This window comes from Paenibacillus sp. J22P90, from assembly GCF_059692195.1.
This window is the reverse complement of sequence record NZ_JCAUAY010000008.1, coordinates 72,268-97,076: the sequence shown is the minus strand read 5'-3', so window position 1 is coordinate 97,076 and position 24,809 is coordinate 72,268. Positions and strand designations below refer to the sequence as shown.

At 46.8% G+C, this 24,809-nt stretch carries 26 protein-coding genes; 22 read left to right on the top strand and 4 right to left on the bottom strand.

The annotated features are described in order from the left end of the window. Nucleotides 1-4: 4 nt before the first annotated feature. On the bottom strand, nucleotides 5-538 hold the full coding sequence (locus AC58UX_RS24145) for an SRPBCC family protein (RefSeq protein WP_497257454.1): 534 nt from the start codon (nucleotides 536-538) through the stop codon (nucleotides 5-7). Between the two features lie 42 nt (nucleotides 539-580). Beyond that, nucleotides 581-913 carry an ArsR/SmtB family transcription factor gene (locus AC58UX_RS24140; RefSeq protein WP_497257453.1) on the bottom strand — a complete coding sequence of 111 codons (333 nt, stop codon included), beginning with the start codon at nucleotides 911-913 and terminating at the stop codon, nucleotides 581-583. A gap of 174 nt (nucleotides 914-1,087) precedes the next feature. Here AC58UX_RS24140 and AC58UX_RS24135 point away from each other — a divergent pair, with 174 nt between their 5' ends. Beyond that, entirely contained in the window at nucleotides 1,088-1,795 is a 708-nt protein-coding gene (locus tag AC58UX_RS24135) for a 3D domain-containing protein (protein WP_497257452.1), read from the top strand. A gap of 49 nt (nucleotides 1,796-1,844) precedes the next feature. Here the strand turns inward: AC58UX_RS24135 and AC58UX_RS24130 are convergent, their stop codons facing one another. After that, the gene (locus AC58UX_RS24130; protein ID WP_497257451.1) at nucleotides 1,845-2,705 is read right to left on the bottom strand and encodes an alpha/beta hydrolase; all 861 of its coding nucleotides are present in this window, start codon (nucleotides 2,703-2,705) and stop codon (nucleotides 1,845-1,847) included. A 254-nt stretch (nucleotides 2,706-2,959) separates the two neighbouring features. Here AC58UX_RS24130 and AC58UX_RS24125 point away from each other — a divergent pair, with 254 nt between their 5' ends. The 16 genes from AC58UX_RS24125 to AC58UX_RS24050 all read left to right on the top strand — a co-directional run bounded on the left by AC58UX_RS24125 (nucleotide 2,960) and on the right by AC58UX_RS24050 (nucleotide 16,975). Further along, complete coding sequence (locus AC58UX_RS24125; RefSeq protein WP_497257450.1) at nucleotides 2,960-3,256, top strand: LiaF transmembrane domain-containing protein; 297 nt, start codon at nucleotides 2,960-2,962, stop codon at nucleotides 3,254-3,256. Between the two features lie 46 nt (nucleotides 3,257-3,302). Further along, complete coding sequence (locus AC58UX_RS24120; RefSeq protein ID WP_497257449.1) at nucleotides 3,303-3,998, top strand: PspA/IM30 family protein; 696 nt, start codon at nucleotides 3,303-3,305, stop codon at nucleotides 3,996-3,998. Then, the gene (locus AC58UX_RS24115) at nucleotides 3,967-4,449 is read left to right on the top strand and encodes a PspC domain-containing protein (RefSeq protein WP_497257447.1); all 483 of its coding nucleotides are present in this window, start codon (nucleotides 3,967-3,969) and stop codon (nucleotides 4,447-4,449) included. The genes AC58UX_RS24120 and AC58UX_RS24115 overlap by 32 nt, the downstream gene beginning before the upstream one ends. 3 nt (nucleotides 4,450-4,452) lie before the next feature. Next, nucleotides 4,453-5,139, top strand: a complete 687-nt coding sequence (locus AC58UX_RS24110; protein WP_497257445.1) for a PspA/IM30 family protein — start codon at nucleotides 4,453-4,455, stop codon at nucleotides 5,137-5,139. A gap of 245 nt (nucleotides 5,140-5,384) precedes the next feature. Then, a complete protein-coding gene (locus AC58UX_RS24105) occupies nucleotides 5,385-6,539 on the top strand; it encodes a DUF7305 domain-containing protein (RefSeq protein ID WP_497257443.1) in 1,155 nt (384 codons plus the stop codon). A gap of 14 nt (nucleotides 6,540-6,553) precedes the next feature. After that, nucleotides 6,554-6,928 (top strand): type IV pilus modification PilV family protein, encoded by a 375-nt coding sequence (locus tag AC58UX_RS24100; protein WP_497257441.1) that lies wholly within the window; start codon nucleotides 6,554-6,556, stop codon nucleotides 6,926-6,928. Between the two features lie 30 nt (nucleotides 6,929-6,958). Then, nucleotides 6,959-8,194, top strand: a complete 1,236-nt coding sequence (locus AC58UX_RS24095; protein ID WP_497257439.1) for a PulJ/GspJ family protein — start codon at nucleotides 6,959-6,961, stop codon at nucleotides 8,192-8,194. A 19-nt stretch (nucleotides 8,195-8,213) separates the two neighbouring features. Continuing rightward, nucleotides 8,214-9,155 (top strand): VanW family protein, encoded by a 942-nt coding sequence (locus AC58UX_RS24090; protein ID WP_497257437.1) that lies wholly within the window; start codon nucleotides 8,214-8,216, stop codon nucleotides 9,153-9,155. A gap of 27 nt (nucleotides 9,156-9,182) precedes the next feature. Next, nucleotides 9,183-10,841 (top strand): GspE/PulE family protein, encoded by a 1,659-nt coding sequence (locus AC58UX_RS24085; protein ID WP_497257435.1) that lies wholly within the window; start codon nucleotides 9,183-9,185, stop codon nucleotides 10,839-10,841. A 14-nt stretch (nucleotides 10,842-10,855) separates the two neighbouring features. Then, nucleotides 10,856-11,896, top strand: a complete 1,041-nt coding sequence (locus AC58UX_RS24080; RefSeq protein ID WP_497257433.1) for a type IV pilus twitching motility protein PilT — start codon at nucleotides 10,856-10,858, stop codon at nucleotides 11,894-11,896. A 1-nt stretch (nucleotide 11,897) separates the two neighbouring features. Next, a complete protein-coding gene (locus tag AC58UX_RS24075; RefSeq protein ID WP_497257431.1) occupies nucleotides 11,898-13,112 on the top strand; it encodes a type II secretion system F family protein in 1,215 nt (404 codons plus the stop codon). Nucleotides 13,113-13,156: 44 nt separating this feature from the next. Continuing rightward, nucleotides 13,157-13,687, top strand: coding sequence for a type II secretion system protein (locus AC58UX_RS24070; RefSeq protein ID WP_497257430.1), 531 nt, complete (start codon nucleotides 13,157-13,159; stop codon nucleotides 13,685-13,687). Nucleotides 13,688-13,783: 96 nt separating this feature from the next. Continuing rightward, a complete protein-coding gene (locus tag AC58UX_RS24065; protein ID WP_497257429.1) occupies nucleotides 13,784-14,548 on the top strand; it encodes a prepilin peptidase in 765 nt (254 codons plus the stop codon). Nucleotides 14,549-14,568: 20 nt separating this feature from the next. Continuing rightward, on the top strand, nucleotides 14,569-15,561 hold the full coding sequence (gene pilM, locus AC58UX_RS24060) for a type IV pilus biogenesis protein PilM (protein ID WP_497257427.1): 993 nt from the start codon (nucleotides 14,569-14,571) through the stop codon (nucleotides 15,559-15,561). Beyond that, entirely contained in the window at nucleotides 15,558-16,181 is a 624-nt protein-coding gene (locus tag AC58UX_RS24055; RefSeq protein WP_497257425.1) for a hypothetical protein, read from the top strand. The genes pilM and AC58UX_RS24055 overlap by 4 nt, the downstream gene beginning before the upstream one ends. Continuing rightward, nucleotides 16,181-16,975 carry a hypothetical protein gene (locus AC58UX_RS24050; protein WP_497257422.1) on the top strand — a complete coding sequence of 265 codons (795 nt, stop codon included), beginning with the start codon at nucleotides 16,181-16,183 and terminating at the stop codon, nucleotides 16,973-16,975. Before AC58UX_RS24055 ends, AC58UX_RS24050 begins: the two co-directional genes overlap by 1 nt. Nucleotide 16,976: 1 nt before the next feature. On the opposite strand, the gene AC58UX_RS24045 is transcribed toward AC58UX_RS24050, so the two are convergent. Continuing rightward, on the bottom strand, nucleotides 16,977-17,276 hold the full coding sequence (locus AC58UX_RS24045; protein WP_497257421.1) for a DUF5658 family protein: 300 nt from the start codon (nucleotides 17,274-17,276) through the stop codon (nucleotides 16,977-16,979). 426 nt (nucleotides 17,277-17,702) lie between these two features. On the opposite strand from AC58UX_RS24045, the gene AC58UX_RS24040 reads away from it, so the two are divergent. The 5 genes from AC58UX_RS24040 (at nucleotide 17,703) to AC58UX_RS24020 (ending at nucleotide 24,806) form a co-directional block, all read left to right on the top strand. Then, complete coding sequence (locus AC58UX_RS24040; protein ID WP_497257419.1) at nucleotides 17,703-19,205, top strand: sugar ABC transporter ATP-binding protein; 1,503 nt, start codon at nucleotides 17,703-17,705, stop codon at nucleotides 19,203-19,205. A gap of 10 nt (nucleotides 19,206-19,215) precedes the next feature. After that, a complete protein-coding gene (locus AC58UX_RS24035; protein WP_497257418.1) occupies nucleotides 19,216-20,205 on the top strand; it encodes an ABC transporter permease in 990 nt (329 codons plus the stop codon). Between the two features lie 63 nt (nucleotides 20,206-20,268). Next, nucleotides 20,269-21,276, top strand: coding sequence for an ABC transporter substrate-binding protein (locus AC58UX_RS24030; protein WP_497257416.1), 1,008 nt, complete (start codon nucleotides 20,269-20,271; stop codon nucleotides 21,274-21,276). A 120-nt stretch (nucleotides 21,277-21,396) separates the two neighbouring features. Further along, nucleotides 21,397-23,013, top strand: coding sequence for a response regulator (locus tag AC58UX_RS24025; RefSeq protein WP_497257414.1), 1,617 nt, complete (start codon nucleotides 21,397-21,399; stop codon nucleotides 23,011-23,013). Further along, complete coding sequence (locus AC58UX_RS24020; RefSeq protein ID WP_497257412.1) at nucleotides 23,010-24,806, top strand: cache domain-containing sensor histidine kinase; 1,797 nt, start codon at nucleotides 23,010-23,012, stop codon at nucleotides 24,804-24,806. Before AC58UX_RS24025 ends, AC58UX_RS24020 begins: the two co-directional genes overlap by 4 nt. Nucleotides 24,807-24,809 lie beyond the last annotated feature (3 nt).

The following is a 24,809-nucleotide window of genomic DNA, read 5'->3' as shown; positions in this document are numbered from 1 at the left end:
CTTATTAAGCTGTGATTTGTGCTAGGTAATCGTCCAGTTGCTTGAACGTTCCACCGAAGCCTTGCTCCATGGAGCCTTTCATCGAAGCGTAGAACTGAATCTCTTCTTCTGTCGCGTTGATTGGGCCGCCCTTCATTGTGATAATGGTATGGCCGTCTTCTTCGGTCAGCGTTAATTCAGTCACGATTTCTAGCGGGAAAATAGGGCTGAACGGCGCGCGGATCACATTCCCGTCGCTATCTGCAAACGAAGTGACATAAACCAATTTCGTAGGGGCTTCCACTTCGCGGTACGAGAATCTTCCGAACATTTCGAAGCCCTCAGGGCTTTTCATCCCATAATGGAAAATGCCCCCCGGACGTACATCCAAAGCCTTCACAGTGAGCTCCATACCTGTTGGCCCCCACCAAGCTGCCAAATGCTCCGGCTGTGTCCATACGCTGTACACAAGGTCAAGTGGCGCTTTCACGATACGCGTAATCTCCAATTGAACCTCAGTATCGTGCCCAGTCATTTCAAAAGTGTTTCCGTTGCTCATTATTCATTCCTCCATAGATTAAATGTGTCATACTGCGACCGACTATTCGTCAGTCCGCTTCGATTCCTTGGCTTGCAGTGCCTGTAGATAGGCTTCCATACGATCAAGCTGAGTTTCCCATAGACGCCGGAAAGGGCCCAACCAGTCATCCATAGCTTGGAGAGACTGCGTTTGCAGTTTATAGACCCTCCGGTTCGCGATCGGCTGCACCTCGACCAGCCCTGCTTCGTGCAGCACCCGAAGATGCTTGGAAACCTGAGGCTGACTAAGGCCAAGCCTTTCTACGATTTCCCCTACGGTCAGGGGGCCGTCGCGCAAGAGCTCGACGATGTGTAAGCGATGTGGTTCTGCAAGAGCACTGAATATCGTATTCATGAATTGAATATACCTCAAAAGGAATATTCCTGTCAAGGAATATTCAAAGCTTTAAATTATAGCATTTTCCACCAATCTAGCAATAATTTCATAGGGAATGTATAGAAATATCCATTTTAGCCGAGTCTAGTAGCTATATAACTCTATTAACTTTTCGAGGAGGAGCTATAGCTTATGTTGTTTCGTAAAATATGTATTTCGACCTTATCCCTTACTCTGTTGCTAGGATTGTGGTTTATGCAAACGAAAGTGTATTCCTTTCCAACGAGTGATGAAGATGGGGATATGTCGCTTGCTTATGTGGCTTCTGCGAAAGGAAGCTCAGATAAACCGATAGAAGAAGCTCCACCCGCTGCTGCAATTGAGAATGCCACGACTTCATACAAAGTAAACCGAGGTGATACACTTTTCAAAATTGCCAAGAGCTTCGATATCGCCGTAGATGACCTCATATCTGCCAATTCAATTACCAATCCCAATCAGCTGACGATCGGGCAAAGTCTTACGATCCCAATCGTAACTGCAGGAGCTTCCTCTTCCGAGGGGCAGCCGAAAATCATCAAAAAAGTAATTAATACAACGCTAACAGCTTACACCGCGGGCTTTGAATCGACAGGCAAAAAAGCATCTCACCCCACCTACGGCATTACCTATAGCGGTATCAAAGCCAAGGAAGGACGCACAATTGCGGTAGATCCGGCGGTCATTCCATTAGGTTCAACGGTGTTCATTGAAGGCATCGGCATTCGAAAAGCGGAAGATATCGGATCCGCAATTCGCGGCTCTAGAATCGATGTCTTTATGAATGATTTGGGTCAAGCACAAGAGTTTGGTGTGAAAAAGAACGTGAAGGTGTATTTATTAGATAAGGAAACCGTGTAATAACGGTTAAAGGAAGACCGACGTCATGGACGCCGGTCTTTTTTTGTCATCAAGCATATAGCTTGGGTTTATTATGCGCAACAGAATGCAGATCTAACCAACTTAGTAAATCTGCTAGGAATTGCTCTCTTCCTAGGTCATCGAAAGGACGATGACGCATCGTATCGTAAGCGTAGCTTTTTTTATCTTGCGAGCCGACCACCTCTAGGAATTGTTGTAACTTCGCGGGAGGAGTCAGTTTATCTTCCAAGCCGTATTGCAGGAGAAAAGGGAGCTGAAACGATGACGCTTGATGCATAATTCTTGGAATGGCTTGACTAAGCCCAAGGCCCAAGCCTGGCGTTACGGTACTATGACGCAAAGGATCGGCTTGCAGCTTCGCCGCCATGTCGGGATCTTGAGTTAATCCCTCGACACTGCCGGACTTTTGAATCGTGAGTTGAGGCCGCAGCTTCCCAAGAAGCTTAATAAGCCAATTTTCGAAGGTCGTCATTTCGTACGATATTGCAGGGGCAATTAGTGCGAGTCCGCTAATCCCTGAACTGTGTCGGAGAACATAGTCTGCGCTAATAACGCCTCCCATGCTGTGACCGACGATAAAGAGTGGCAACTGAGGATGCTCAGCCATCACGAGTTTTTTAAAAATATGTAGATCCCCGGTGTACTCATCCCAAGTACGAATGAATCCACGAATACCTGGACTTCTCCCATGACCGCGTGAATCCGCAGCATACACGACATACCCACCCTGTACGAGTGCTTCACACATATTGACTAAACCTCCGCCGTGGTCGCCATGTCCATGGACTGCGATAATAACAGCTTTGGCTGGTACCTCTGACGGAGTGGCTCTTCTATAGAAGAGTTCAACACCGCCAATTCCCTGAAATGTTCCCTCCGTAACGTTCACAAGAGAATCCTCCTAACGCAATAAGCGAGATGGTTCGAGCTAGCCCTTATTTTACCATAAGTTAATAATCACACTCACGATAATTTTAACCGTTGCCGCAAGGGGGGATGCCCGTCTATCACAGGTCGTAGACCCACCCCGACTAAGGTCTAGGAGCAAATACCGTCCACGGTCCGTTTTGGAAAGCAGAGATTTTACCTAGAATAAAGACATGAACAAGACAACAGCAAACAACGAAAGGCGGTGACGAAACGATGAAAAGAAATACAGGGTTTGCCGCTCTGCTAATCGCATTCGGCGCACTGATTTTATTCAATAAGCTAGGCTTTCACTTAGGAGACTTTGTAGGATCTGTAATGGGTTATGTGATTCCACTCATTATGATTGGACTGGGTTACCTAGGGATTAAGAACGATAAGAAAATAGGATGGGTTATTGCCGGTATCGGAGCAATCGTCCTAGTGAGTAAGCTGGCAGGCTGGATCATTATCCTTCTGGCGATCGGGTTAATCGGATATGGATTTTCCATGTTGAAAGGAAGAACGGCGTAACGTAAGGCACGAACCGAATACAGAGTTTGAAAAAGGTGGAGTGAAGATGAGCCTATTTAGGCGGATGAGAGATATAACCGTGGCAACTTTGAATGAGCACTTAGAGAAGTCAGAAGATCCGGTACGCTTGATTGACCAATACTTAGCAGCTCAACGTGAGCAGATTCAGCAGTATGAAAGGCTGTATCAGCAATGCGTGAGTCACGCAGCATCACTTCGGCAGCAATATTTAACCGCATTGGAAACGAAAGAAAAGCGCGAGCATCAAGCGCTGCTGGCCTTGAAGGCTGGCGAAGAGCACATGGCAAGAATCGTTTTGCAAGAGAAATTGCAGGCCGAAGAGAAAAGTGTGCAATATCAAGAGCTGTATGAGCAGTCGAAGCAGTCCATCCTTGAACTGGATGAAGAGCTGCAACAACTGAAAGCTGATTACAAAGAAGTCGCAGACAAACGCAGCTACTACTTGGCTCGAATGGAGTCCGCTCGCTTGCAGCAGCGTATGCATGCTCGCGGCAGTGTCACACAAGATGGGGCACCGCGGATGTTTGGCCGATTGGAAGAGCGCGTATCCGATATGGAGCTGCATGCCAGAACACTTCGCGATGTCCGCCGAATGGGCCGCGAGAGCTTCTACAGCGGGGGTAACCCAGCGGTAGACGCGGAGATGGAAGCACTTCGCAATAGACTGAAACAGGAGGGAACACAGGATCATGAACAAACTATATCGCTCACGAAGAGATAAGAAATTAACGGGCCTATGCGGGGGACTTGCAGAAGCCATGAATGTAGATGTCACACTATTACGTTTACTAGTCGTGATCACCACGTTTTTCACCGGAGGGACCGTCATTTTCATCTACTTTGTAGCGGCGATTGTCATTCCTAAGGAACCAGGGTTTGATCAGCCCCCATATGATCCCTATGCAAACTCATATGGTCGTCAAAACTATTCAGGCGGATCATGGAATCAACATAAATCCCATAATCACCACCACAATCACAACCACAATCACAACCACAATCACCACCAAGCTCCTCACAGAGCGGATAGCTATGCACCAACGGCGAACAACATCGATGAGATGATGAAAGACATTGAGAAGAAAGCTTTGCAAAAAGAAGTAGATGAATTAAGAGCTAAAGTCGCTAGATTTGAAAAACAAACATTGGATAGTAAAAAAGGAGACGTGTAAACCATGGGTGTATTTACAAGAATGAAAGATATGACGAAAGCTTCAATTCACGAGGTATTAGATAAAATTGAGGATCCGATCGTAATGTTGAACCAATACCTTCGCGATATGGAGCAAGAAATTGCTCAAGCTGAAGTTACAGTAGCACGCCAAATCGCAAGTGAGCGCAAGCTGAAGCAGCGCCTGGAAGAATCCGTTCGTCTTGTATCTGACCGCGAAGCAAAAGCTTCCGCAGCCATCAAGAACGGTCAAGAAGCCATTGCTCGTCAAGCGGTTGAAGAGAAGCTGTATCATGAAGATAAAATTGTTGAGTACACAGATCTGCACGCTGCTGCAAAAGCACATGCTGATGAGCTTACACAGCAATTGCACGAAATGAAAGATGAGTTCTACAAAATGCGCAACAAACGCAACGAGCTTGTATCCCGCGCTCAATTGGCGAAGGCGAAAAAACAAATGGCACAAGTGTCCTACAACGGTGTGATCGAAAGCGGTAACGCATCTCGCGGCTTCCAACGTATGGAAGAAAAAATCATTCAACTTGAAGTTGAAGCTGAGATTGCTCGCAAGCCATACGTACCAGCGGGTACAGTTAGCAGCTACTCACCGATCGATACTACGAAGCAAGCTAAAGTGGATGAGCAGCTGAACCTGCTCAAAGAGAAATTGAACGGTCAAGCTGCTGAATAGCGCGAAAGCAGAAAGCCCCTCCTAGTGAGGGGCTTATTGCGGTTTAGGGGGGCCGCCCTCCAACCCACCCCAGGGCTATACCGATGAATTAACCCACTGTAGCAGCAGTTTTTCCTCGAAATACCCTAAATTTTCTATATTAATCCAAAAGTGTAATATACATATTGTATCAAAATCATAATATTCATGATACAATTCGTATACATGCTACAGATTCATCAAGCGCAGAAAGGCGGGTATCAGTGTTGTATAAAAACGACGAAGGGATCGCATTACCGATCGTGCTCGTAATAGCCTCAATATTAGTAATTATGGGAATGTCGCTGCTCAGCATAAGTGCTAATGGGTTAAAGCGCGAGACTTATCAGGAGAAAAAGGCGCAAGCCTACTATCTTGCAAAATCGGGGGCTAATGTCGCAGCCCAACATATTATAACTCATTTTAATTACACAATATTACCGCTTACAGGCGCGGTGAGTATAAATGCATTGAATACGCAGTTAAACCGTGATGTTTCTTTAGGAGAAGGATCGTTCAAAGTGCAATTGGAAACAGTAAAAAATTCATCTGGAGCGGTGGATCCCAAAAAGTTGAGAATCGTCTCCACGGCAACGGTGAAAGGGGTTCAGGAAACAGCGACACTACACTTAAATACAGGAAACTTCCAATATGGAGACAATATCATTCTGGCAGAAAAAACGATTACAGCAGCCGATTCAACGATTAACGCCACAGTTGCTACGAAACTGCCAAAAGGAAGTCCAGATCCCATAAATATCGGTCTCGGAAAAGAGGACAAGAAGGCATATAACGTGCAGCAATACAATCCGCCTGCTGAATTTCCAACGTTTGCGAGCTGTACCAGTGTATTAGGTGCAGCCCAAACCATAACGGTTGACCAATGTTATAAGGATAATCCGAGTATGAATGACGTTACGCTAACAATGGATGTCGGAGATCAGGATGTTAAGGTCGATATGACTCGTATCACAGCATTTAAGAAAAACTTTACTATAAATATAGTGCGTAATACAAAGCCTTCCGGGAAAGGTAAAGCATTAATTTATTTTAAGAGTTTGGATATGAATGGTAACGATACGTTTAATATAAGAAATACTTCCGGAGATTCCTCCGCGGTTGTCGTATTCTTCAGTGGAGATGACACAGCAGATCATATGGCATTTAGCGGACAAGGAAGCGTTACGATGGATTTTACTGATATCTCCGTTTACGCACCGACAGCCACTATTCATATTAAAGGGAATGGCAGTAAATTCGAGGGAGTTATGGTCGCAAACTCAGTATCATTTGAAAAAAGTATTATCTTATCCTATTCTTCCAATAATGATTCTGTCCCCAGCGTCCCAGTATACGAAAAGGGTGAATGGGGGGGCCAATGAGCCAAGGTGCTAAAATGAAAATAGTAAACAATGAACAAGCGTTCTCTTTAGTTGAAGTGCTTGCGGCCTTTGTAATACTGGCTGTTCTGATTACATCCTTTCTTGGCTACTACTTAAATGGAACTAATGTGATTAAGAAAACAGGAGACCAAGGGCGAAGTCTTTATAATGCTCAGCAGAGTCTGGAGAGTAGACCTAGCCCGACCCCGACCCCGTCAACAAGTCCGACACCCAGTCCATCACCTGGGCCATCAACAAGTCCTACACCTCAGCCGACGACAATAACCTATCCGGCAGCCAGTCCCTTACCGGCAATCTCGGTTTCAGGCGATCTATATAGAAGTCGGATACAAGGGAACAAGTTTTTGATTGAATTTAGCCCCAAATAAGACATTTTCAAGCTGCCAGAGGAGGATTCTATGTTTCGCAGACTTCTCAATCACAAAGGTATTACTTTAATGGAATTACTGGCGGCTGTGGTCGTGACTGTGCTGCTGATATCCATTGCCTATCCAGTGCTGCTGTACGGGATAAGGAGTTTTAATAAGGGACAAACTCAGAGCAATCTGCACGATCAAGTCCAACTGGCCTCATTGTCGATTACCAAAAAACTTCGGTATGCGAAAGAAGTGAACATCGTATCCACGATGAGCTCCTGTCCCACGATCGCGACCTTATTAAGTGACATGACAAGATACGGAAATGCGAACTATATCTGTGTTGATAGTTCGGGTCATTCGATCGAAAACATTGTGTACAATCCGTCTACCAATAGTTTCAATACAAGTAAAATAATCACAGACTTGAAAGGACAACAGAGCTTCGTTGTAGATGTCTCACAAACGCTATCTAATGTTTTGCACTTAGAGATAACAGGATCCAGTTCTAATCAGAATTATAAGATTGGGACCGACATTCAGATCATGAATATGAATAATACATCGAATATGTTGACGCCAATACAAAACTCAGAAGGATCGCCGAAATTTAAACTAATTGCACATCCAGGTACATTCGCCTTATTGGAGCCAAATCCAACAACAAACGTGTCGACGAAACCTACGTTTTCATGGGGGGCTTCTTCAAATGCAGACGACTATACACTGCTGGTGTCGACCGACAGTTCTTTCAGTACCAATTTTGTGAAATATGAAAATATTAGTTCAACGAGCTTTACGCCAATTGCAGCTCTTTCGAACAATACGAAGTACTACTGGAAGGTGACAGCTAGGAACAATAATCAAACGCAGGACTCCAATGTTCTTTCGTTTACGACAGTACCTGCCCCGGTGCCAGGTCTATTCACCCTGACGGCGCCAGCTGATGTGTCAACAGCCGTGTCGACAACTCCAACGTTTACATGGGCTGCTTCTTCAGATGCAGCTAGCTATAAGCTGGAAATTTCAACCTTCAGTTCATATACTAGCCCTGTAGTTAATTTATCCGGCTTGATCGGAACGAGCTATAAGCTAACTACACCATTAGCAACCAATACGACCTATTACTGGAGGGTGACATCAACGAATTCAAGTGGATCGAAAGAGGCGACTAACGCCGGTATTACCTTTACTACAGCTGCAACATATACTCCAGCACCATCAGCGTCGCCTAGTACAAACAAAGTAATAAAATATAAGTTACCTGATATTACATGAGAGGAATGAACGGATTCTAATGAAATATACGAAACTTATAGCTCTCCTGGCAACATGCACGTGTTTATCGCTCGGATTTTCATACACTGGTTTAGCTGAAGATACGCCAGCGAAGGGCGGAGCTGATTACAACAGTGCTTCACCTGAAGTGAGAAAGCAGATGGAAGAAGACCTCAAGCGGCTTAAGGAGGTCGAGGCCTTTCAGCTTAGCGAGTTCAAGCGGACCCAGGATGTCATTAAAGGGCTGCTGGCGAATGGAAAGGATATTACCGTTCAGTCAGGCTACCTGAAGAAGCTGCTGGAAGTATCCGGTACGTTTCCTGGAAAAATCGTTTCTCAAACGGCAATCGCCTATGTGGATCGGGATCATGTTTTGACGGATTGGGCAAAGCAAATCGGCGGTACTGAGATCGCTCCCGGTCAAGCATTCTCGTTGCTTCGAACAATGAAACAAAGGCAGCTGAAATCGGTTGACGTAGAAGGTTTAAATGTTTTGGCTACAGGCATTTATACGGTTGCGCTGCAAAGCGGCTTTGACATTGTGGAACGATCCTACGGAAGAACGCTTCCTTCTTATGCCTCACTCGGTATGGAGGCAAAAGTGGCTCCAGATGCAGCGGATCTGATGATCAAAAACCCGTTGCAATCCCCCTATAAATTGTACATGGAATATTATGATGGCGTACTTTATGTTTACATGGCTAGTCGTGATGTAAATGATACATATCGTATCAAACTAGAGCGCAAGAAAGATATCCCGCCCAGAAAGATCGTACAATCCGGCACCCTGGGAATTTCGGAGGGCAAGCCGGGTGTCTCCGCCAAGATTTATCGGGAAACGGTAAACGCCAAGAACGATGTGATTAAGACAGAATGGATCTCTGATGATTATTACGCCCCAGTTCATCGGATTGAATCGGGTAAAAGCAATATCGCAGGAAACGCTGTCTTAGGGAAATAACAACAAAGAAAAACGGAGGTGAGCGCTATGAAGCTGCAGCGCAAAAAGTTGGGAGAGCTGCTGGTAGAAGAGGGATTCATTTCAGAAGAGCAAGTTAATAGAGCTCTGAAGATTAAGAAAGATATGCAGAAAATCGGAGAAGTGCTGATACAGGAAGGCGCGATCACCGAACGCCAGTTGATGAAATCGCTAGAGCAGCAGCTGGGTATCCCTTATGTCGCTATGTACCAATACCCCATCGAGAAGAAAATAATAAGTTTGGTTCCGAAGCAGTTGGCTATGAGATATTTGGCTGTTCCGCTGACAATCGAACAGGACAAGCTTTTTGTCGCGATGGCAGATCCGTTGAATTTTATAGCAGTTGACGATTTGCGTATGGTTACCGGCTTTCAAATCAAAAGAGCCATCGCATCCAAAGAAGATGTGATAAGGACGCTTAATAAGTATTATGGCCTGGATGATTCCATGGAACAGTTACTAGAAGACGCGCAGCATAATCAGGAGATCCAGGATGACCAGTCAATGGCGGACGATTCACCTGTAGTGAAGCTGGTCAATCAAATTCTTCTGAATGCTGCCGCGCACAAGGCGAGTGATATTCATATCGATCCGCAGGAATCGAAAGTGGTTGTTCGTTACCGAATTGACGGTGTTCTCATCACGGACAGAGTGCTTCCCAAGCATATGCAGAATATGTTGACGGCTCGCATTAAAATTATGTCAAATCTGAACATCACCGAGCATCGTGTTCCGCAAGACGGACGAATAAAGCTCAATTTGGATCGTAATCAGGCGGACATTCGTGTATCTACCTTACCAACCATATACGGTGAAAAAATAGTTATGCGGATTCTTGATTCGACCAGCACCTTTAAGGAATTGGACAAGATGGGCTTTCATCCTGAAAGTTACAAGCATTTTGTGAAAATGATTGAACGTCCGACAGGAATTGTACTCATTACAGGGCCGACTGGATCCGGCAAATCCTCCACGTTGTATGCGGCGCTGAATCGGCTAAACACCGAGCAAGTAAATATTATTACGGTAGAAGATCCGGTCGAGTACCAGTTAGAGGGGGTAAGCCAGATTCAGGTTAATGCGAATGTCGGGTTGACCTTCGCCACGGGACTCCGATCCATGCTTCGGCAGGACCCCAATATTATTATGGTCGGGGAGATCCGTGATACCGAAACCGCAGAGATTGCCATGCGAGCGGCGCTTACCGGACATCTTGTGCTAAGTACTATCCATACCAACGATTCCGTCAGCACGATTACACGGTTAGTCGATATGGGGATTGAGCCTTTCCTGGTAGCGGCGTCCTTGGCCGGCATCGTTTCTCAGCGACTTATACGCCGGGTTTGCCGAGACTGTGGGCAGCCTCATCCGCCATCGGTTAGGGAGGTGGAAATTTTTAAGAGCCGCGGCTGGAAGGTAGATCGGATTGTTCGAGGAAGAGGCTGCGGAAACTGCAATATGACCGGATACAAGGGGCGTCTAGCGATTCATGAAATTTTGGTAGTCGATGATGAAATCCGCAAGATGATTATGGACAGCAGACCACTTTCCACCATCCGCGAATATGCGAGTCAAAAAGGGACAATCTTCCTCTTGGATGACGGACTTATCAAAGTAAATCAAGGCTTGACCACTACGGAAGAAGTACTGCAAGTAGCCATTGACTAGTAGGAGATGACAAGATGCAAGAGACAATCGAAGAGTTGCTGACCATGGCCTTCCATAAGAAAGCATCCGATATTCATTTGACCATGGGCTCTCCGCCGGTGTTCCGAATCAACGGCGAACTGAGAGAGCATGGCGATCAACCGCTAACAGCGGAAGCAACCGAAACGATGGCGCGCGCGATTATTGATGAGGGAATGTGGATGGGTTTTCAAGAAAAAGGCGAGATGGATTTGGCCTACTTCATTCCGCAAATTAGCCGTTTCCGGGTGAATGCATTCTACCAGCGTGGCGTTATAAGTCTTGCGATCCGGATTATTCCCTCTGCCATACCTTCTCTTGAATACTTGCAGATGCCGGATGTTCTGCAGAAGATTTGTAAGAAACCGCAAGGTCTGTTTCTTGTGACCGGTCCTACCGGAAGCGGGAAATCTACCACGCTGGCTTCCATGTTGGACTATATCAATAAGACGATGAGAAAGCATATTATCACGCTCGAAGATCCAATCGAATATATGCACAAGCATAATAGAAGCCTAATCGACCAGCGTGAAGTAGGTGCGGATACGAGAAGCTTTGCGAATGGGCTAAGGGCTGCGCTACGGCAGGACCCAGATGTTATTCTCGTCGGTGAGCTGCGTGATCTGGAGACGATCTCTACGGCAATATCGGCGGCTGAAACCGGGCATCTTGTGCTGGCCACCCTGCATACCTCAGATGCACCAACTACGATAGACAGAATAATTGACGTATTCCCGCCGAACCAGCAACAGCAGATCCGCATTCAGTTAGCCTCTGTGCTGCTAGGAGTGTTGTCCCAGAGACTACTCCCAACCATGGATAACAGCGGAAGACGGGCGGCTACCGAGCTGCTCATCAACAACGCAGGGGTAGGTAATCTGATCCGCAGCGAAAAAGTCCATCAACTCACGAACATGATGCAGACAAGCCGGGCAGCAGGGATGCACACGCTGGAAATGTCGCTTAAGGATCTGATGCAGAAGTATGTGGTCTCTAGAGAAGTCGTAGAACCTTATTTGCGGGAGATGACAGTATAAGATGGCACAATTTCAATATGTGGGCCGGCACCGCACCGGCAGAATGACCAAAGGCAAAGTAACTAGCGATTCCAGGAGGGATGCCGTCCTGAAGCTCAAGGACAAAGGCATTGCGGTCACGCATATCGAGGAAGCGCAGACGACCCTGTTCAATAAAGATCTCAATATCACAATAGGCAATCCTGTGAAAATGCAGCATTTCGTCATCTACATGAGGCAGTTCTCCACATTGATCGGAGCCGGCGTCTCCATCGTGGATGCTACTAGAATCCTGTCGGAGCAAACTGAGAGCAAGGCGCTGAGAAAAGCACTTCAACAGGTGGAGGAGGAGATTCGAGGCGGAATGTCGTTCTCGGATGCAGCCGAAAAGCATGCAAAAGTATTTCCTGTGATTTTCATCAATATGATCCGGGCCAGCGAATTCAGCGGTACGTTGGATGAAACTTTGAATCGTCTTGCAACTACTTTTGAGAAACAGCACATTACCCGACAGAAAATACAGTCTGCTTTAACGTATCCCGTCATGTTGGCGTTAGCCTCCATCGGAGCGACGATATATTTGCTGACCAATGTTGTGCCAACTTTCGCTTCCATGTTTACGGATTTTGGTTCTGAACTCCCCAAGATCACGAAGATGGTTTTGGGAGCTAGCGGTTGGATGCAACGCTTTTGGTGGATCATATTGCTCCTTGCATTAGGTGGCGTTGTGGCAATCATCATGACGAGAAGACATCCTGTAGGCAGATATAAGTTAGATTACGTACTGCTGAAAATTCCCGTCTTCGGGTCCATTTTAAGGAAGGCAACCATTGCTAGAATGGCAAGAACATTAAGTTCTTTATTCACTAGCTCTGTTCCCATATTGCAAGCAATAACGATTGTGGAGAAAGTTGTCTTAAATCAGGTAATGACAGGTGTTCTGGAACAATCAAAACAATCTTTAGAGAGAGGGGGGATGCTGAGTGAACCGTTCAGCAAGCATTGGATTTTCCCGCCGCTTGTCACGCAAATGGTGCGGATCGGCGAGCAAACGGGTTCGCTGGATGCCATGCTGTCCAAAATTGCCGACTTCTACGAAATGGAAGTCGATATTGCCGCTGACCGGATGAAGTCACTCATCGAACCGATTATGATCGTCGTTATGGCTGCAGTCGTCGGGGTCATCGTATTATCCATTATTGTTCCAATGTTTGATATTTTCCAGCACGTGAAGTAGTTGGTGTAGTAAACAAAATCATATTTATAAAGGAGAAATTACATATGTTGAAAATGTTGAAACGTTTATTGAAAAATCAAAAAGGTTTAACTTTAGTTGAGTTGTTGGCTGTAGTTGTTATTTTGGGTATTATTTCTGCAATCGCAGTACCAGCTATTGGCAAAATGATAGATAATTCTAAAAAAGATGCGTACGTTGCAGATGCTCGTCAAATGATTAACAGCGCGAGATTATTAATAGCCGCTGGAGATGCCAGTTTTAATTCAACTGCTAACTTACCTACTACTGCAAATCCGAATACATATATACCTTTTGGATATTTAAAAACTAGTGGTCACATGGCAGATTTTAAAGATCCAGATGGAGGTAATATTGCCGATTCAATTGTTACTATTAGTCGTGGTGGTACCCCACCAGCTGGCTCTTATGTATTGGTACACCTTAATAGTAGCAGCAACTATGATTATTCAGTGAAATTAGTTTCGGATGCCACCGGTACACCACGAGGAATTAAAACCTCAGGAGGTGCTGCAATACTTGAAGCAGATTTAGATCGAGATGCATCAGTGAATTAAATAAAGTTTTAAATTATTTTTCAAATATTGTTATTTTAAACTCTTCAAGACAACCCTCATTCTGAGGGTTGTCACCCTCATTAAAGGACTGATTTTATGTCAATTGTTTATTATTCATACACCTTCCTAATCGGCCTTTTCTTCGGCTCCTTCTATAATGTCGTAGGCTTGCGAATCCCCAAAAAAGAATCGATCGTTCGACCTGGTTCCCGATGCGGACATTGTGAGCGTAGACTTACGACATGGGAGTTAATACCAGTATTTTCCTACATCTTCCTTAAAGGAAGATGCAAAAGCTGTCATACCAAGATCTCGCCGATATATCCTCTTATCGAACTGTTAACTGCTCTTTTCTTTCTCTTAGCTCCTGTTCGAATCGGATGGTCGCTTGAGCTGACCGTAGCTTGGCTGCTTATTTCTTTATTAGTCATCATTACGGTATCAGACATTGCTTACATGCTTATTCCAGATAAGGTACTTCTTTATTTCGGTATGCTATTGGCTATTCTACGTTTTTCTTTCCTTCCATTCATGAACTGGTGGGAGCCGTTGCTAGGCGCCATAGTCGGTTTTGCACTTCTACTCTTCATTGCCATCATCAGCAAAGGTGGCATGGGCGGTGGGGATATCAAGCTTTTTGCGGTATTGGGCTTAGTTTTAGGTTGGAAGTTAGTCGTGCTAGCATTTTTCATTTCTGCGATTTATGGAACGATCATTGGAGCGGTCGGGATGATCGCTGGGAAAGTCAAAGTAGGAAAGCCGATGCCTTTCGCTCCGGCTATTGCGTTGGGAACGTTAACGGCCTATTTTTTCGGACAACAATTCATGAACTGGTACTTCAGTACACTCGCAGCATCATAATTGCATGGGGGCGCATAGATATGAACTTTCGGTTAGGACTAAAAAAGAAAGAAACAGTCAATTTGGTCATCAAGGATCACGTCATTCGATTTCTTGAGGGTCGAGATATCGACTCCATTAAAATTTTCGGCGAATGTTACCTTCCCGAAGGCGTTATTGCCGACGGGAGGATTATGGATACAAGTAAGCTTGCACAGACCTTGCAGCCATGCGTCATGCAATGGGGGATCAAAAAGAGGGAGGTACGGATTACCCTGCCCGATTCTGCCATTGTGGTCAGAAACTTGCAGGTTCCGGCAGAGGTAGACGACCGTGAGTTGAAGAGCCATATCTACATGGAGCTAGGTACCAGCATTCATCTGCCTATTGAACAACCGGTTTTTGATATCATTACGCTGGGGCAGGATGATCGCAAGAAGGACATCATGCTCTATGCGGCACCGGAGCAGATGGTCAAGGAGTATGTGAAGCTTTTTAAATCATTGAAACTGGAACCGATTGCTGCGGAAATGTCTCCGCTTGCGGTCTACCGTTTGTTTCACCAACTGGAGCTGGTGCAGCCGGACGATCATGTTCTATGCATTCAATTCGACGTGCAGTCCGTGACGGCAAGTATATTCAATGCGAATAAGCTGTTGTTTATGAGGCATATGAAAATGGGGGTTAACCTTCGGGATTGGAAGAAGGAACGCGATTCATACGGGCACGAAAATTTAATTTGGGCAGGAGATTCGGACTATTTATCTGCGGAAATTCAAAATATGATAGTGGAAATCGAGCGGGTTATGAGTTTTTATCGCTTTTCAATCAGTCAGGGTCGGGACTCTATCACTCGGATCATGCTGACAGGTGATCACGAGCAGCTACCGGATATTACCGAACGTATTCAAAATATGACAGATGTTAAGGTACAAACACTGAGTGACAAATTCTTAAAAACGGCTAAAGGGATGGCACTGCCTGTTCGTCATTTTGAATCTTTGGGTCTTGCCATGAAAGGAGTTCAAGGATGAGCTCAGCCTTGTTGATGGATGTTAATTTGCTGCCAAAGCGTGACAGTGTCGGGCCTGCATTTAAAGTAGCGATTGTCGTTCTTATCTCATTCGCGATTCTGGGGACGATCGGGTTAAGCGTAACCTATTATATCCTTAATCATAGTCTTACAATTGCCCGTCAAGAGGTTGATATGACAAAGAAGCTCCGTATAGCAACAGAAAAAAAGATCGGACAAGCGAATACGGGGTCGGGAGCTGCCGCCAACGGCTTAAAGTCGATAATTCCATTGGTACAGCAGCTTCCCATCTCAGCGGTATCTGTTCTTAACCAATTTGTATCATTGTTGCCGGAGCGGGGTTTTGTGCTGAACTATCAATATAATGACAGCTCCGTTAATATGACGGTGAGGTTTGATACCTTGTACGAAACGTCGGCCTTTCTGAATCGCTTAAATCATTCCGAGTGGGTTGAGAGCGTGGTGCTGCCGGGAATCGCCGGAGCCGCGGAGGATTTGAATGCGAAAATAGATACAGCCTTGAAAGCGCCTGTCGTCATCACGGTTCCTAAATATACAGCAACCTTTCAAATCAAACTCAACCGGAAGACGATTAAGGATATGGAAGGGGAGGGGAAATAATGGGCGTTGGATTCATGCAGAAACGGAGTATAGCGCTAGTTTTCCTTTTTGTTCTTGTCGGGATTGCTGTGGCGGTGTCTTACTTTCTAGTTATTAGTCCTTCTATGAAAGAAATTAAACAGACGATACAACAATTGGATCAAGAGAAGAAGCTACTTGCTACATTAGACGGAAGGCTGAAAAACCAGCAGAATGACTTGCAGAGCACGCAGGGATTGCAGCGAAAACTGCCCGTAAAACCTCTGACGGATCAGTATATCCTTGATTTGGAGAAGGCCGAATTAATGTCCGGCAGCCAACTGCAAAGTATTGGCATAAGTAACGGGGACGCGGCAGCGTTGTTTACAGCACTGAGCAGTACAGTTAGCACCGCAGGAGGACAAGCGGGTGGAAACGCGAATCCAGGTACTCAGCCGCAACCGCAGGCACAAGGTGCACAGCCTGAAGTGAAACCGCAGCAGCAAGCACAGCAGACAGTACAGGCGCCGCAAACGGACTCGGTCAAAAGGTTAACGTTCGCATTAAGCGTTCAATCGCCTAAATACGAAGATATGCTGGACTTTATTAAAAGATTGGAAGAGCTTGAGCGTGTAAGCAAGATTGATTCTTTTTCTTTTTCGGGAGCTCCAGAATCGCCCGGAATTAATCCGGTCGAGAATAAAATGAATTATTCCGTAACCGTGTCGACATTTTATTTGGCCCAAATGGATGAGCTGACAAATGCTTCTCCGTGGATAGAATATCCGAAACCCGCTGGAAAGACCAACCCTCTTTTTTCGGGCACAGCTAAATAACCTACATTTCATTCAGGATCCACTTGGCATGAATAAACATGATGCTCGTATATATAAGGCAGCAGAAGACTAATGCGAATTTCCAAACAGCAGCATGTCTATGGGGTTTGAAATATACGCCGATAGCCACTGCCGATAGGCCAAGAAGCAGCTTAAAACCCCAGAATAACTGAGGGCTTGCCTGATACAAGCTGTCCATCAAAGGATTGGACTCATCGATCAGACCTTTCTCCAGACCAAGATAAGTCAACCATCCGTCCAATATATTTAATAGACCCACGTAAGTAAATAAAATCGGCATTGTATCACCTCCATTAACATTGTATCCAAGGAATAGCTTGCCTCATAACTATAAAGAAGCAGGAATGAATTTAATTCAAATCTGTTTCTTATTCACAAGTTTCCGAATACCCCCATAACGAGAGTATTTGAAAGGTGATGGCACCTTGACTAAATACGCTTGATATGGGGGTATTTATTTACTCGCTCACTTACAGAAAACACTGTATTTCCTCTAATGGAATTCAGGAAATTCAGATATGAGCAGTTAGTTTGCGCCTTTCCACATCCCTTCCCCCATCCCCACGAGCACGTTCTGCCTTCCCAAAATCAGAAGATTTTCAACGTTTTTAAAGAGATTTATCGACTCTCATTCCAGCATCTTGCAGGTAGAATGAACTCATAAGCAAGAGACATAACCGATCTGGAGTACGAGGTGAGATAGACGATGAGCGAAGAAGCTTTGCTAAGGATGGAAGGGATTGAGAAGCATTTTCCTGGCGTACATGCGCTGCATAAGTGCCAGTTGACCTTAGCGGCTGGCGAGGTACATGCGCTAGTTGGTGAGAATGGAGCGGGGAAATCGACGCTGATGAAAATTGCCACAGGTGTGTACCAGAAGGACGAAGGTCGCATCCTCGTGAAGGGGCAAGAAGTGAGCATTCCCCATACAAGAGCAGCACAGCTCCTCGGCATTTCGATGATTCACCAAGAGCTGAATCTGATGCCGGATTTGACGATAGCGCAAAATATTTTCATCGGCCGCGAGCCGAGACACAGCATCAAGCTTTTCGTCGATGAGCGCAAGCTGAACGAGCAGGCGCAGCTGCTCCTCGATCAGATGAACCTTCCGCTGGATCCCCGAACACTGGTGGCGGATTTGACGGTTGCCAAGCAGCAGATGGTTGAGATCGCGAAGGCGCTGTCCTTTCAATCCGAGGTGCTGATCATGGATGAACCAACAGCCGCGCTAACGAATGCTGAGATTGAGGAGCTGTTCCGGATCATCAATCGACTACGCAGCAGAGGCGTTGGTATCGTCTACATCTCGCATCGGATGGAAGAGCTAAAACGCATCAGCGACCGCATCACCGTCATGCGTGACGGCCGCTATATCGATACGGTGCAGACGCAGACGACATCCATCGATCAGATCATCGCGATGATGGTGGGCCGCGAGCTCTACGTCAGCCCGAATCAACAAACGACCATCACTTCCCCGACGAAGGTGCTGGAAGTGACCAAACTAAACCGCGGCTCAGCGGTGAAGGATGTCTCCTTCCATCTGGCCAAGGGAGAAATCCTCGGCTTCGCTGGCCTCATGGGAGCGGGGCGCACGGAGGTGGCACGGGCGATTTTTGGCGCAGACGCCATCGATTCAGGCAGCATCCGCATCCACGGGCGCGAAGTCAGCATCAACGCGCCGCATGACGCGGTTAAACATGGCATCGGCTACTTATCCGAGGACCGCAAGCGCTACGGACTCATGGTGGACATGGATGTGAAAATGAACATCGCCCTGGCCTCTTACCGAAAGGCGCGGCGACTCGGCTGGATGCAAGATGGCATCATCTGCCAGACAGCGCAGCATTATGTGGAAGCGCTTCAAATCAAGACGCCAACCATTCACCAACAAGTGAAATTCCTATCCGGCGGTAACCAACAGAAGGTCGTTATCGGCAAATGGCTGCACCGCGACTGCGACATTCTCATCTTCGATGAGCCAACGAGAGGCATCGATGTAGGAGCCAAAACCGAGATCTACAAGCTGCTCGATGATCTAGCCACACAGGGGAAATCGATCATCATGATTTCCTCGGAGCTGCCTGAAATATTGCGCATGAGCCATCGCATCATGGTCATGTGCGAGGGTCGCATCACAGGTGAGCTCACCCAACAAGAAGCCACTCAGGAAGCTATTATGAGATTCGCTACGATGCGGATCAGTTAGGAGGAGCCCCATGTCTACACGACTAGCACATGCGTACAAAAAAACAATCCCAACTTTGTCCAAACAAAGCGGGGCTGCCCAGAAGCTGTTGGCTTTCGCCAGCTTGATCATGCTCGTACTCATCTTCTCCTTATCGTCGAGCAACTTTTTTCAATTCGATAACCTAGTCGCGATCATGCTTTCTACCGCCGTTATAGGGGTTCTAGCCCTGGGCTCAACGTTCGTCATCATTACGTCCGGTATCGACTTGGCTGTTGGAACGGTCATGACATTTTCCGCCGTGATGGCCGGCGTGATCATTACCACGTGGCAGCTCCCGATGCCGCTCGGCATACTTGGAGGCATACTCGCTGGAGCGATCTGCGGTCTCATTAGCGGATTGCTCGTAGCCAAAATGAAAATTCCACCCTTCATCGCGACACTGGCCATGATGATGGTGACCAAGGGCTTGTCGCTGGTTATCTCAGGTGCGAAGCCGATTTATTTTAACGACACACCCGCATTTACCCAAATTTCAATGGGCTCGATCATCACTGGAATTCCGAACGCGATTCTCATCTTCTTCGGAGCCGCGATTGTGGCCAGCATTATTTTAACCAAAACGATTATTGGCCGTTACAACTTTGCCCTAGGAAGCAATGAAGAGTCCACGAGACTCTCAGGTGTTAACGTCGACTACTGGAAAATCGTGATTTACACACTGACAGGTGTATTCAGTGGGATTGCCGGCATCATGATGGCCTCCCGACTTAACTCCGCACAGCCCGCGCTCGGATCTGGCTATGAGTTGGAAGCAATCGCAGCCGTTGTCATCGGCGGAACTTCCCTCAGCGGGGGTAAGGGATCTATCCTCGGAACGGTTATCGGGGCGCTGATCATGAGTGTGTTGACGAATGGACTAAGGATTTTGTCCGTAAAGCAAGAGTGGCAGACCGTCATCGTAGGTATCGTGATTGTGTTGGCGGTTTACGCAGATATGATGCGCCGTCGCAAGAAATAACGCTGGTATTCACTCCATAAGGAGTCCTATACAAACCAAATTAGGAATAAGGGGCGATCAACCGTGCAAAAACGGACTAAGAAATTTGCTGTAGCGTCATCGTTAATTTTGCTATCCGCTATCGTTTTAAGTGCATGTGGTTCCACTTCTACGAAAACAACAACATCAACCTCAGGGACAACGACAAATGCCGTGAAATCAGATAAGATCTACATTCCTGTCATCTCCAAGGGCTTCCAGCATCAGTTCTGGCAAGCGGTTAAACAAGGTGCGGAGAAAGCATCGAAGGAATTCAATGTGGAGATCACGTTTGAAGGTCCTGAAACGGAGACACAAGTCGATAAGCAAATTGAAATGCTGCAAGCGGCACTGGGCAAAAAGCCTGCGGCTATCGCGTTCGCTGCGCTTGACAGCAAAGCGGCTTCACCGCTGCTAGAGAAGGCTAAAGCGGGCAAAATCCCGATTATCGGCTTCGACTCGGGTGTCGATAGCGACATTCCGGTAACGACTGCCGCTACGGATAATAAAGCCGCAGCATCACTCGCTGCTGATAAAATGGCCGCACTGATTGGCAACGAAGGCGAGATTGCGCTAGTTGTGCATGACCAAACGAGCCGTACGGGCGTTGATCGCCGAGATGGCTTTGTGAACCAAATCAAAGCGAAATATCCAAACATCAAAATCGTAGATACCCAATACAGCGGTGATCCACTGAAAGCAACGGACTTGTCCAAAGCGATCATTCAAGCTCACCCGAACATCAAAGGAATTTTCGGTTCTAATGAAGGTGCGGCCATTGGTGTCATTAACGGGATTACAGAAAGTAAAAAAGACGGCAAAATTGTCGTGATCGGCTTCGACTCCGGCAAGCAGCAAATGGATGCGATTCGCAGCGGTAAAATGGCTGGCGCGATTACACAGGATCCAATCGGTATCGGTTACTGGTCCGTGAAAGCAGCTGTGCAAGCGATTAAAGGCGAAACAGTTCCGAAAAACATCGACACCGGCTTCCACTGGTACGACAAAACGAACATCGATGCAGCGGATATCAAACCACTCCTATATGAATAGAACGCAGAGGCTGCGCCCCCACGGGCAGCCTCTATTGCCAACTCTTGGGGCTGGTATGTACAATACACATATGCACGAACTTAGACGAGCCGAAATCGATTTCGCCAGAGGTGAACACACATGTACACAATCATCATGATCGATGATGAGGATGAAGTCAGAGAAGGCATTAAGCGGAAAACGAACTGGGAAGCCTGCGGCTTCCAGCTCGTTGGCGATTACGATAACGGCCGGGATGCGTACGAGGCGGTTGAGCGGCTGCAGCCAGATGTGGTCATCACTGACATTAACATGCCGTTCATGGACGGACTTCAGCTCACAGAGCGGATTGTTGCGAAATATCGCACTATCAAAGTCGTAATTGTAACCGGTTACGAGGATTTCGATTATGCGAAGCAAGCGATCAAGCTGAAGGTCAAAGACTATTTGCTGAAGCCGATCAACAGCGCAGAATTCACCGAATTCCTGCAAAAGCTGTGCGCAGAGCTGGATGAGGAGCGTAAGCAGCGCGAGGATATCACCTTCCTTCGCCGCCAGTTTCAAGAGAGCATGCCGCTCTTGCGAGAGCGATTCTTGGAGCGATTGGTCACGTCCGGCATGCGAAAAGACGAGATCGAGCGGAAGCTTCCGATGTTTGGTCTGGATTTACAGCGTGCAGGACATACCGTATTGGCACTGGATATTGATGATTTTGGACGGGAGCTGTATAGCGACCAGGTGGCGGAAGAAGAGCTGCTGCGATTTGCGGCTTATAATATTTTGCATGAAATAGTGGAGAAAGAGCACGGCGGTACGGTATTTCGGTCCCGGGATGACAAGTTAGTTGGACTCGTATCGGGACATCAAGAGCAGGTGGAGGTCATTTGCCAGACGCTGGCCGAACAAGCGAGATACAGTATTGAAAAATATTTGGGGATGACGGTCACGGTCGGCATTAGCCGTAGGTGCGAGGGACTGCAGGAGCTGCCGAAGGCTTTTCAAGAGGCGCTAACCGCGCTTGATTACCGTTTTATGCTGGGAAATAATCGGATCATTGCGATTGGAGATATGGAGTTTGGGAGCAGTCCAGATCACACGAGCTATTTGCAGACAGAGAAGCGCTTGATCGCTGCGATTAAAATAGGTGAAAAGACGGCCATCACGAATACCCTGATCGATTGGATCGATGATTTGAAAAAATCGGCTTGTACGATGGAGACCTGCTATGGCAAGCTGCATAAACTGCTCGTCGCGCTCATGAACGCAGGGGTGGAGACGGGGCTGGATGAAGATGACGTGCTTGGCGATCATTCGTTCATGGAGCTCTACACACGCAAAACATTGGATGATGTGCGACTCTGGCTAGAGGGTATCTGTTTAACTTTCGTTGACCGGCTGGCAGAGAAGCGTACGCATGTGTCGGGGGCGCAGTTGGAGTCGGCTGTTGCCTATATTCATGAGCACTATGCCGATGAGCAGCTTTCGCTGCAGCAGGTATGCAATCATATTTATATGAGCATGAGCTACTTCAGTGCGTTATTCAAGCCGCATACAGGGGAAACCTTTATCGAGTATGTGACCCGTTATCGGTTGGATAAAGCCAAAGAAATGCTGGCCACCACACAGCTCAAAACGTATGAGCTCGCTGCCAAGGTCGGTTACGGTGATCCGCAATATTTTAGTGTTATTTTTAAAAGACATACCGGCATGACGCCGAAGGAGTTCAGAGCGGCCAACAAGGCTGGGCTGAGCTTATGAGAAGTGTACTTCGATCTTTTCAATTCAAAAGCATTCATACCAAGTTCGCGCTGGCCTTTTCTTGTTTAATTTTATGTACAACCGTGATTCTCAGCTATAGCGCCTATCGACTCTCGACTGTTGCTGTTACGGACGCCTCGCTGACGTATACGAATCAATTGATCGAGCAAGTGAATAAGAATATCCAAACCTATATCGGCAATATGGAGAGTATTTCCACGCTTTCATTGAGCAACACGGATTTGAAGCAATATCTCTCTATGAAAAATCCGCAGGATCCAGAAGCGCAGCAATTGAAGCGCCAGATCAGCAGTTATTTCAGCACCATTGTCGCGTCGCGAAATGATATCGCTTCCATAATGTTCATCGCGTCGAATGGCGCTGTTGTATCGGATCGGGTGTCACCGGAATTTAAGCCTTACGCGGAGCTTATTTCACAGGAATGGTACACGAAAGCGAGCAGGAGCAAGGGGGATATCGTCATTTCGTCCTCGCATGTCCAGCACGTGTATAAGGATGAATATAAATGGGTTGTTTCCATTTCCAAACAGATGCCGAATCCTGGGCCTGGCGCCGCAAGCGGAGTGCTGCTGGTTGATCTGAACTTTAACCTCATTAATGATTTATGTAATCAAATTCAATTGGGCCAACGGGGCTATGTTTTCATACTCGATCAAAGCGGTGATCTGATCTATCATCCACAGCAGCAGCTGCTGTATTCCGGTTTGAAATCGGAGGATATCCGTGCATTGATGCAGGCCAAGGACAGTACGTTCGAGACGGTTGCATCTGATGAAAATAAAATCTATACCGTACGCACAACGAGCTTTGGTTGGAAAATTATCGGTGTAACCTATGCCGGTGACCTCAGCGGGAACAAAAAAGAGATGCAGCTGACATCCGCCATGTGGGGAGGTATTGCGCTTATTATTGCGCTGGCGATTTCGATATGGCTGTCGATTACGTTGACCAAACCGATCAAGCAGCTGGAAGTGCATATGAAGCAGGTTGAGAAGGGGAACTTCGACATCCGCGTCGATGTAGAGGGTGCGAACGAGATCAGCAAGCTGTCCCGCACTTTCAATCTGATGATTAGCAAAATCAAAGAGTTAATGAGCCAGACGGTGCTGGATCAGGAGGTCAAACGGATTAGCGAGCTGAAGGCGTTGCAAGCGCAGATTCAGCCTCATTTTTTATATAATACGCTGGATTCGATTATCTGGATGGCCGAGATGGGGAAAGTCGACGATGTCGTGACCATGACCTCCGCCTTGTCCAAGCTGCTGCGTTCAAGCATTAGTAAAGGGGAGGAGCTCATCCCGATCAGCGTGGAATTGGCCCACATCGAAAACTATTTAACGATCCAAAACATCCGATATCGCAATAAATTTACGTATGACATTGAAGTGGATAAGGATCTGCTGGAGGACCGAAGCTTGAAAATCGTGCTGCAGCCGCTGGTCGAAAATGCGATCTATCATGGCATGAAGCATTTGCCGGAAAAGGGGCATATCCGTATAACCGGGAGGAAGCGGGACGGTGTTATCGAGCTGAAAGTGACGGATAACGGGGTTGGGATGAGCGAGGAGCAGCTGAAGGCTTTGAAGACCAAGACACATCAGTCGCATTCGGGCAAAGGCTTTGGTTTGCAAAATGTGAATCATCGTATCCAGCTGTATTTCGGAGAGCTATACGGCTTGCAGTTCGAAAGTGAGCTGGAGGAGGGCACAACGGTCACGATAACCTTTCCTGAAATGCCGCCCGTTCCCGTTCCTGATCAAAGTGAAGGCTAGAAG

Excerpts from the sequence above, each read along its gene's own strand:
- AC58UX_RS24070 (WP_497257430.1), top strand. The coding sequence starts at position 13,157 with ATGTTGAAAATGTTGAAACGTTTATTGAAAAATCAAAAAGGTTTAACT.
- AC58UX_RS24075 (WP_497257431.1), top strand. The coding sequence starts at position 11,898 with ATGGCACAATTTCAATATGTGGGCCGGCACCGCACCGGCAGAATGACC.
- AC58UX_RS24135 (WP_497257452.1), top strand. The coding sequence starts at position 1,088 with ATGTTGTTTCGTAAAATATGTATTTCGACCTTATCCCTTACTCTGTTG.
- AC58UX_RS24050 (WP_497257422.1), top strand. The coding sequence starts at position 16,181 with ATGGGCGTTGGATTCATGCAGAAACGGAGTATAGCGCTAGTTTTCCTT.
- AC58UX_RS24040 (WP_497257419.1), top strand. The coding sequence starts at position 17,703 with ATGAGCGAAGAAGCTTTGCTAAGGATGGAAGGGATTGAGAAGCATTTT.
- AC58UX_RS24115 (WP_497257447.1), top strand. The coding sequence starts at position 3,967 with ATGAACAAACTATATCGCTCACGAAGAGATAAGAAATTAACGGGCCTA.
- AC58UX_RS24145 (WP_497257454.1), bottom strand. The coding sequence starts at position 538 with ATGAGCAACGGAAACACTTTTGAAATGACTGGGCACGATACTGAGGTT.
- AC58UX_RS24055 (WP_497257425.1), top strand. The coding sequence starts at position 15,558 with ATGAGCTCAGCCTTGTTGATGGATGTTAATTTGCTGCCAAAGCGTGAC.
- AC58UX_RS24085 (WP_497257435.1), top strand. The coding sequence starts at position 9,183 with ATGAAGCTGCAGCGCAAAAAGTTGGGAGAGCTGCTGGTAGAAGAGGGA.
- AC58UX_RS24100 (WP_497257441.1), top strand. The coding sequence starts at position 6,554 with ATGAAAATAGTAAACAATGAACAAGCGTTCTCTTTAGTTGAAGTGCTT.
- AC58UX_RS24045 (WP_497257421.1), bottom strand. The coding sequence starts at position 17,276 with ATGCCGATTTTATTTACTTACGTGGGTCTATTAAATATATTGGACGGA.
- AC58UX_RS24095 (WP_497257439.1), top strand. The coding sequence starts at position 6,959 with ATGTTTCGCAGACTTCTCAATCACAAAGGTATTACTTTAATGGAATTA.
- AC58UX_RS24125 (WP_497257450.1), top strand. The coding sequence starts at position 2,960 with ATGAAAAGAAATACAGGGTTTGCCGCTCTGCTAATCGCATTCGGCGCA.
- pilM (WP_497257427.1), top strand. The coding sequence starts at position 14,569 with ATGAACTTTCGGTTAGGACTAAAAAAGAAAGAAACAGTCAATTTGGTC.
- AC58UX_RS24035 (WP_497257418.1), top strand. The coding sequence starts at position 19,216 with ATGTCTACACGACTAGCACATGCGTACAAAAAAACAATCCCAACTTTG.
- AC58UX_RS24080 (WP_497257433.1), top strand. The coding sequence starts at position 10,856 with ATGCAAGAGACAATCGAAGAGTTGCTGACCATGGCCTTCCATAAGAAA.
- AC58UX_RS24140 (WP_497257453.1), bottom strand. The coding sequence starts at position 913 with ATGAATACGATATTCAGTGCTCTTGCAGAACCACATCGCTTACACATC.
- AC58UX_RS24090 (WP_497257437.1), top strand. The coding sequence starts at position 8,214 with ATGAAATATACGAAACTTATAGCTCTCCTGGCAACATGCACGTGTTTA.
- AC58UX_RS24025 (WP_497257414.1), top strand. The coding sequence starts at position 21,397 with ATGTACACAATCATCATGATCGATGATGAGGATGAAGTCAGAGAAGGC.
- AC58UX_RS24120 (WP_497257449.1), top strand. The coding sequence starts at position 3,303 with ATGAGCCTATTTAGGCGGATGAGAGATATAACCGTGGCAACTTTGAAT.
- AC58UX_RS24065 (WP_497257429.1), top strand. The coding sequence starts at position 13,784 with ATGTCAATTGTTTATTATTCATACACCTTCCTAATCGGCCTTTTCTTC.
- AC58UX_RS24110 (WP_497257445.1), top strand. The coding sequence starts at position 4,453 with ATGGGTGTATTTACAAGAATGAAAGATATGACGAAAGCTTCAATTCAC.
- AC58UX_RS24020 (WP_497257412.1), top strand. The coding sequence starts at position 23,010 with ATGAGAAGTGTACTTCGATCTTTTCAATTCAAAAGCATTCATACCAAG.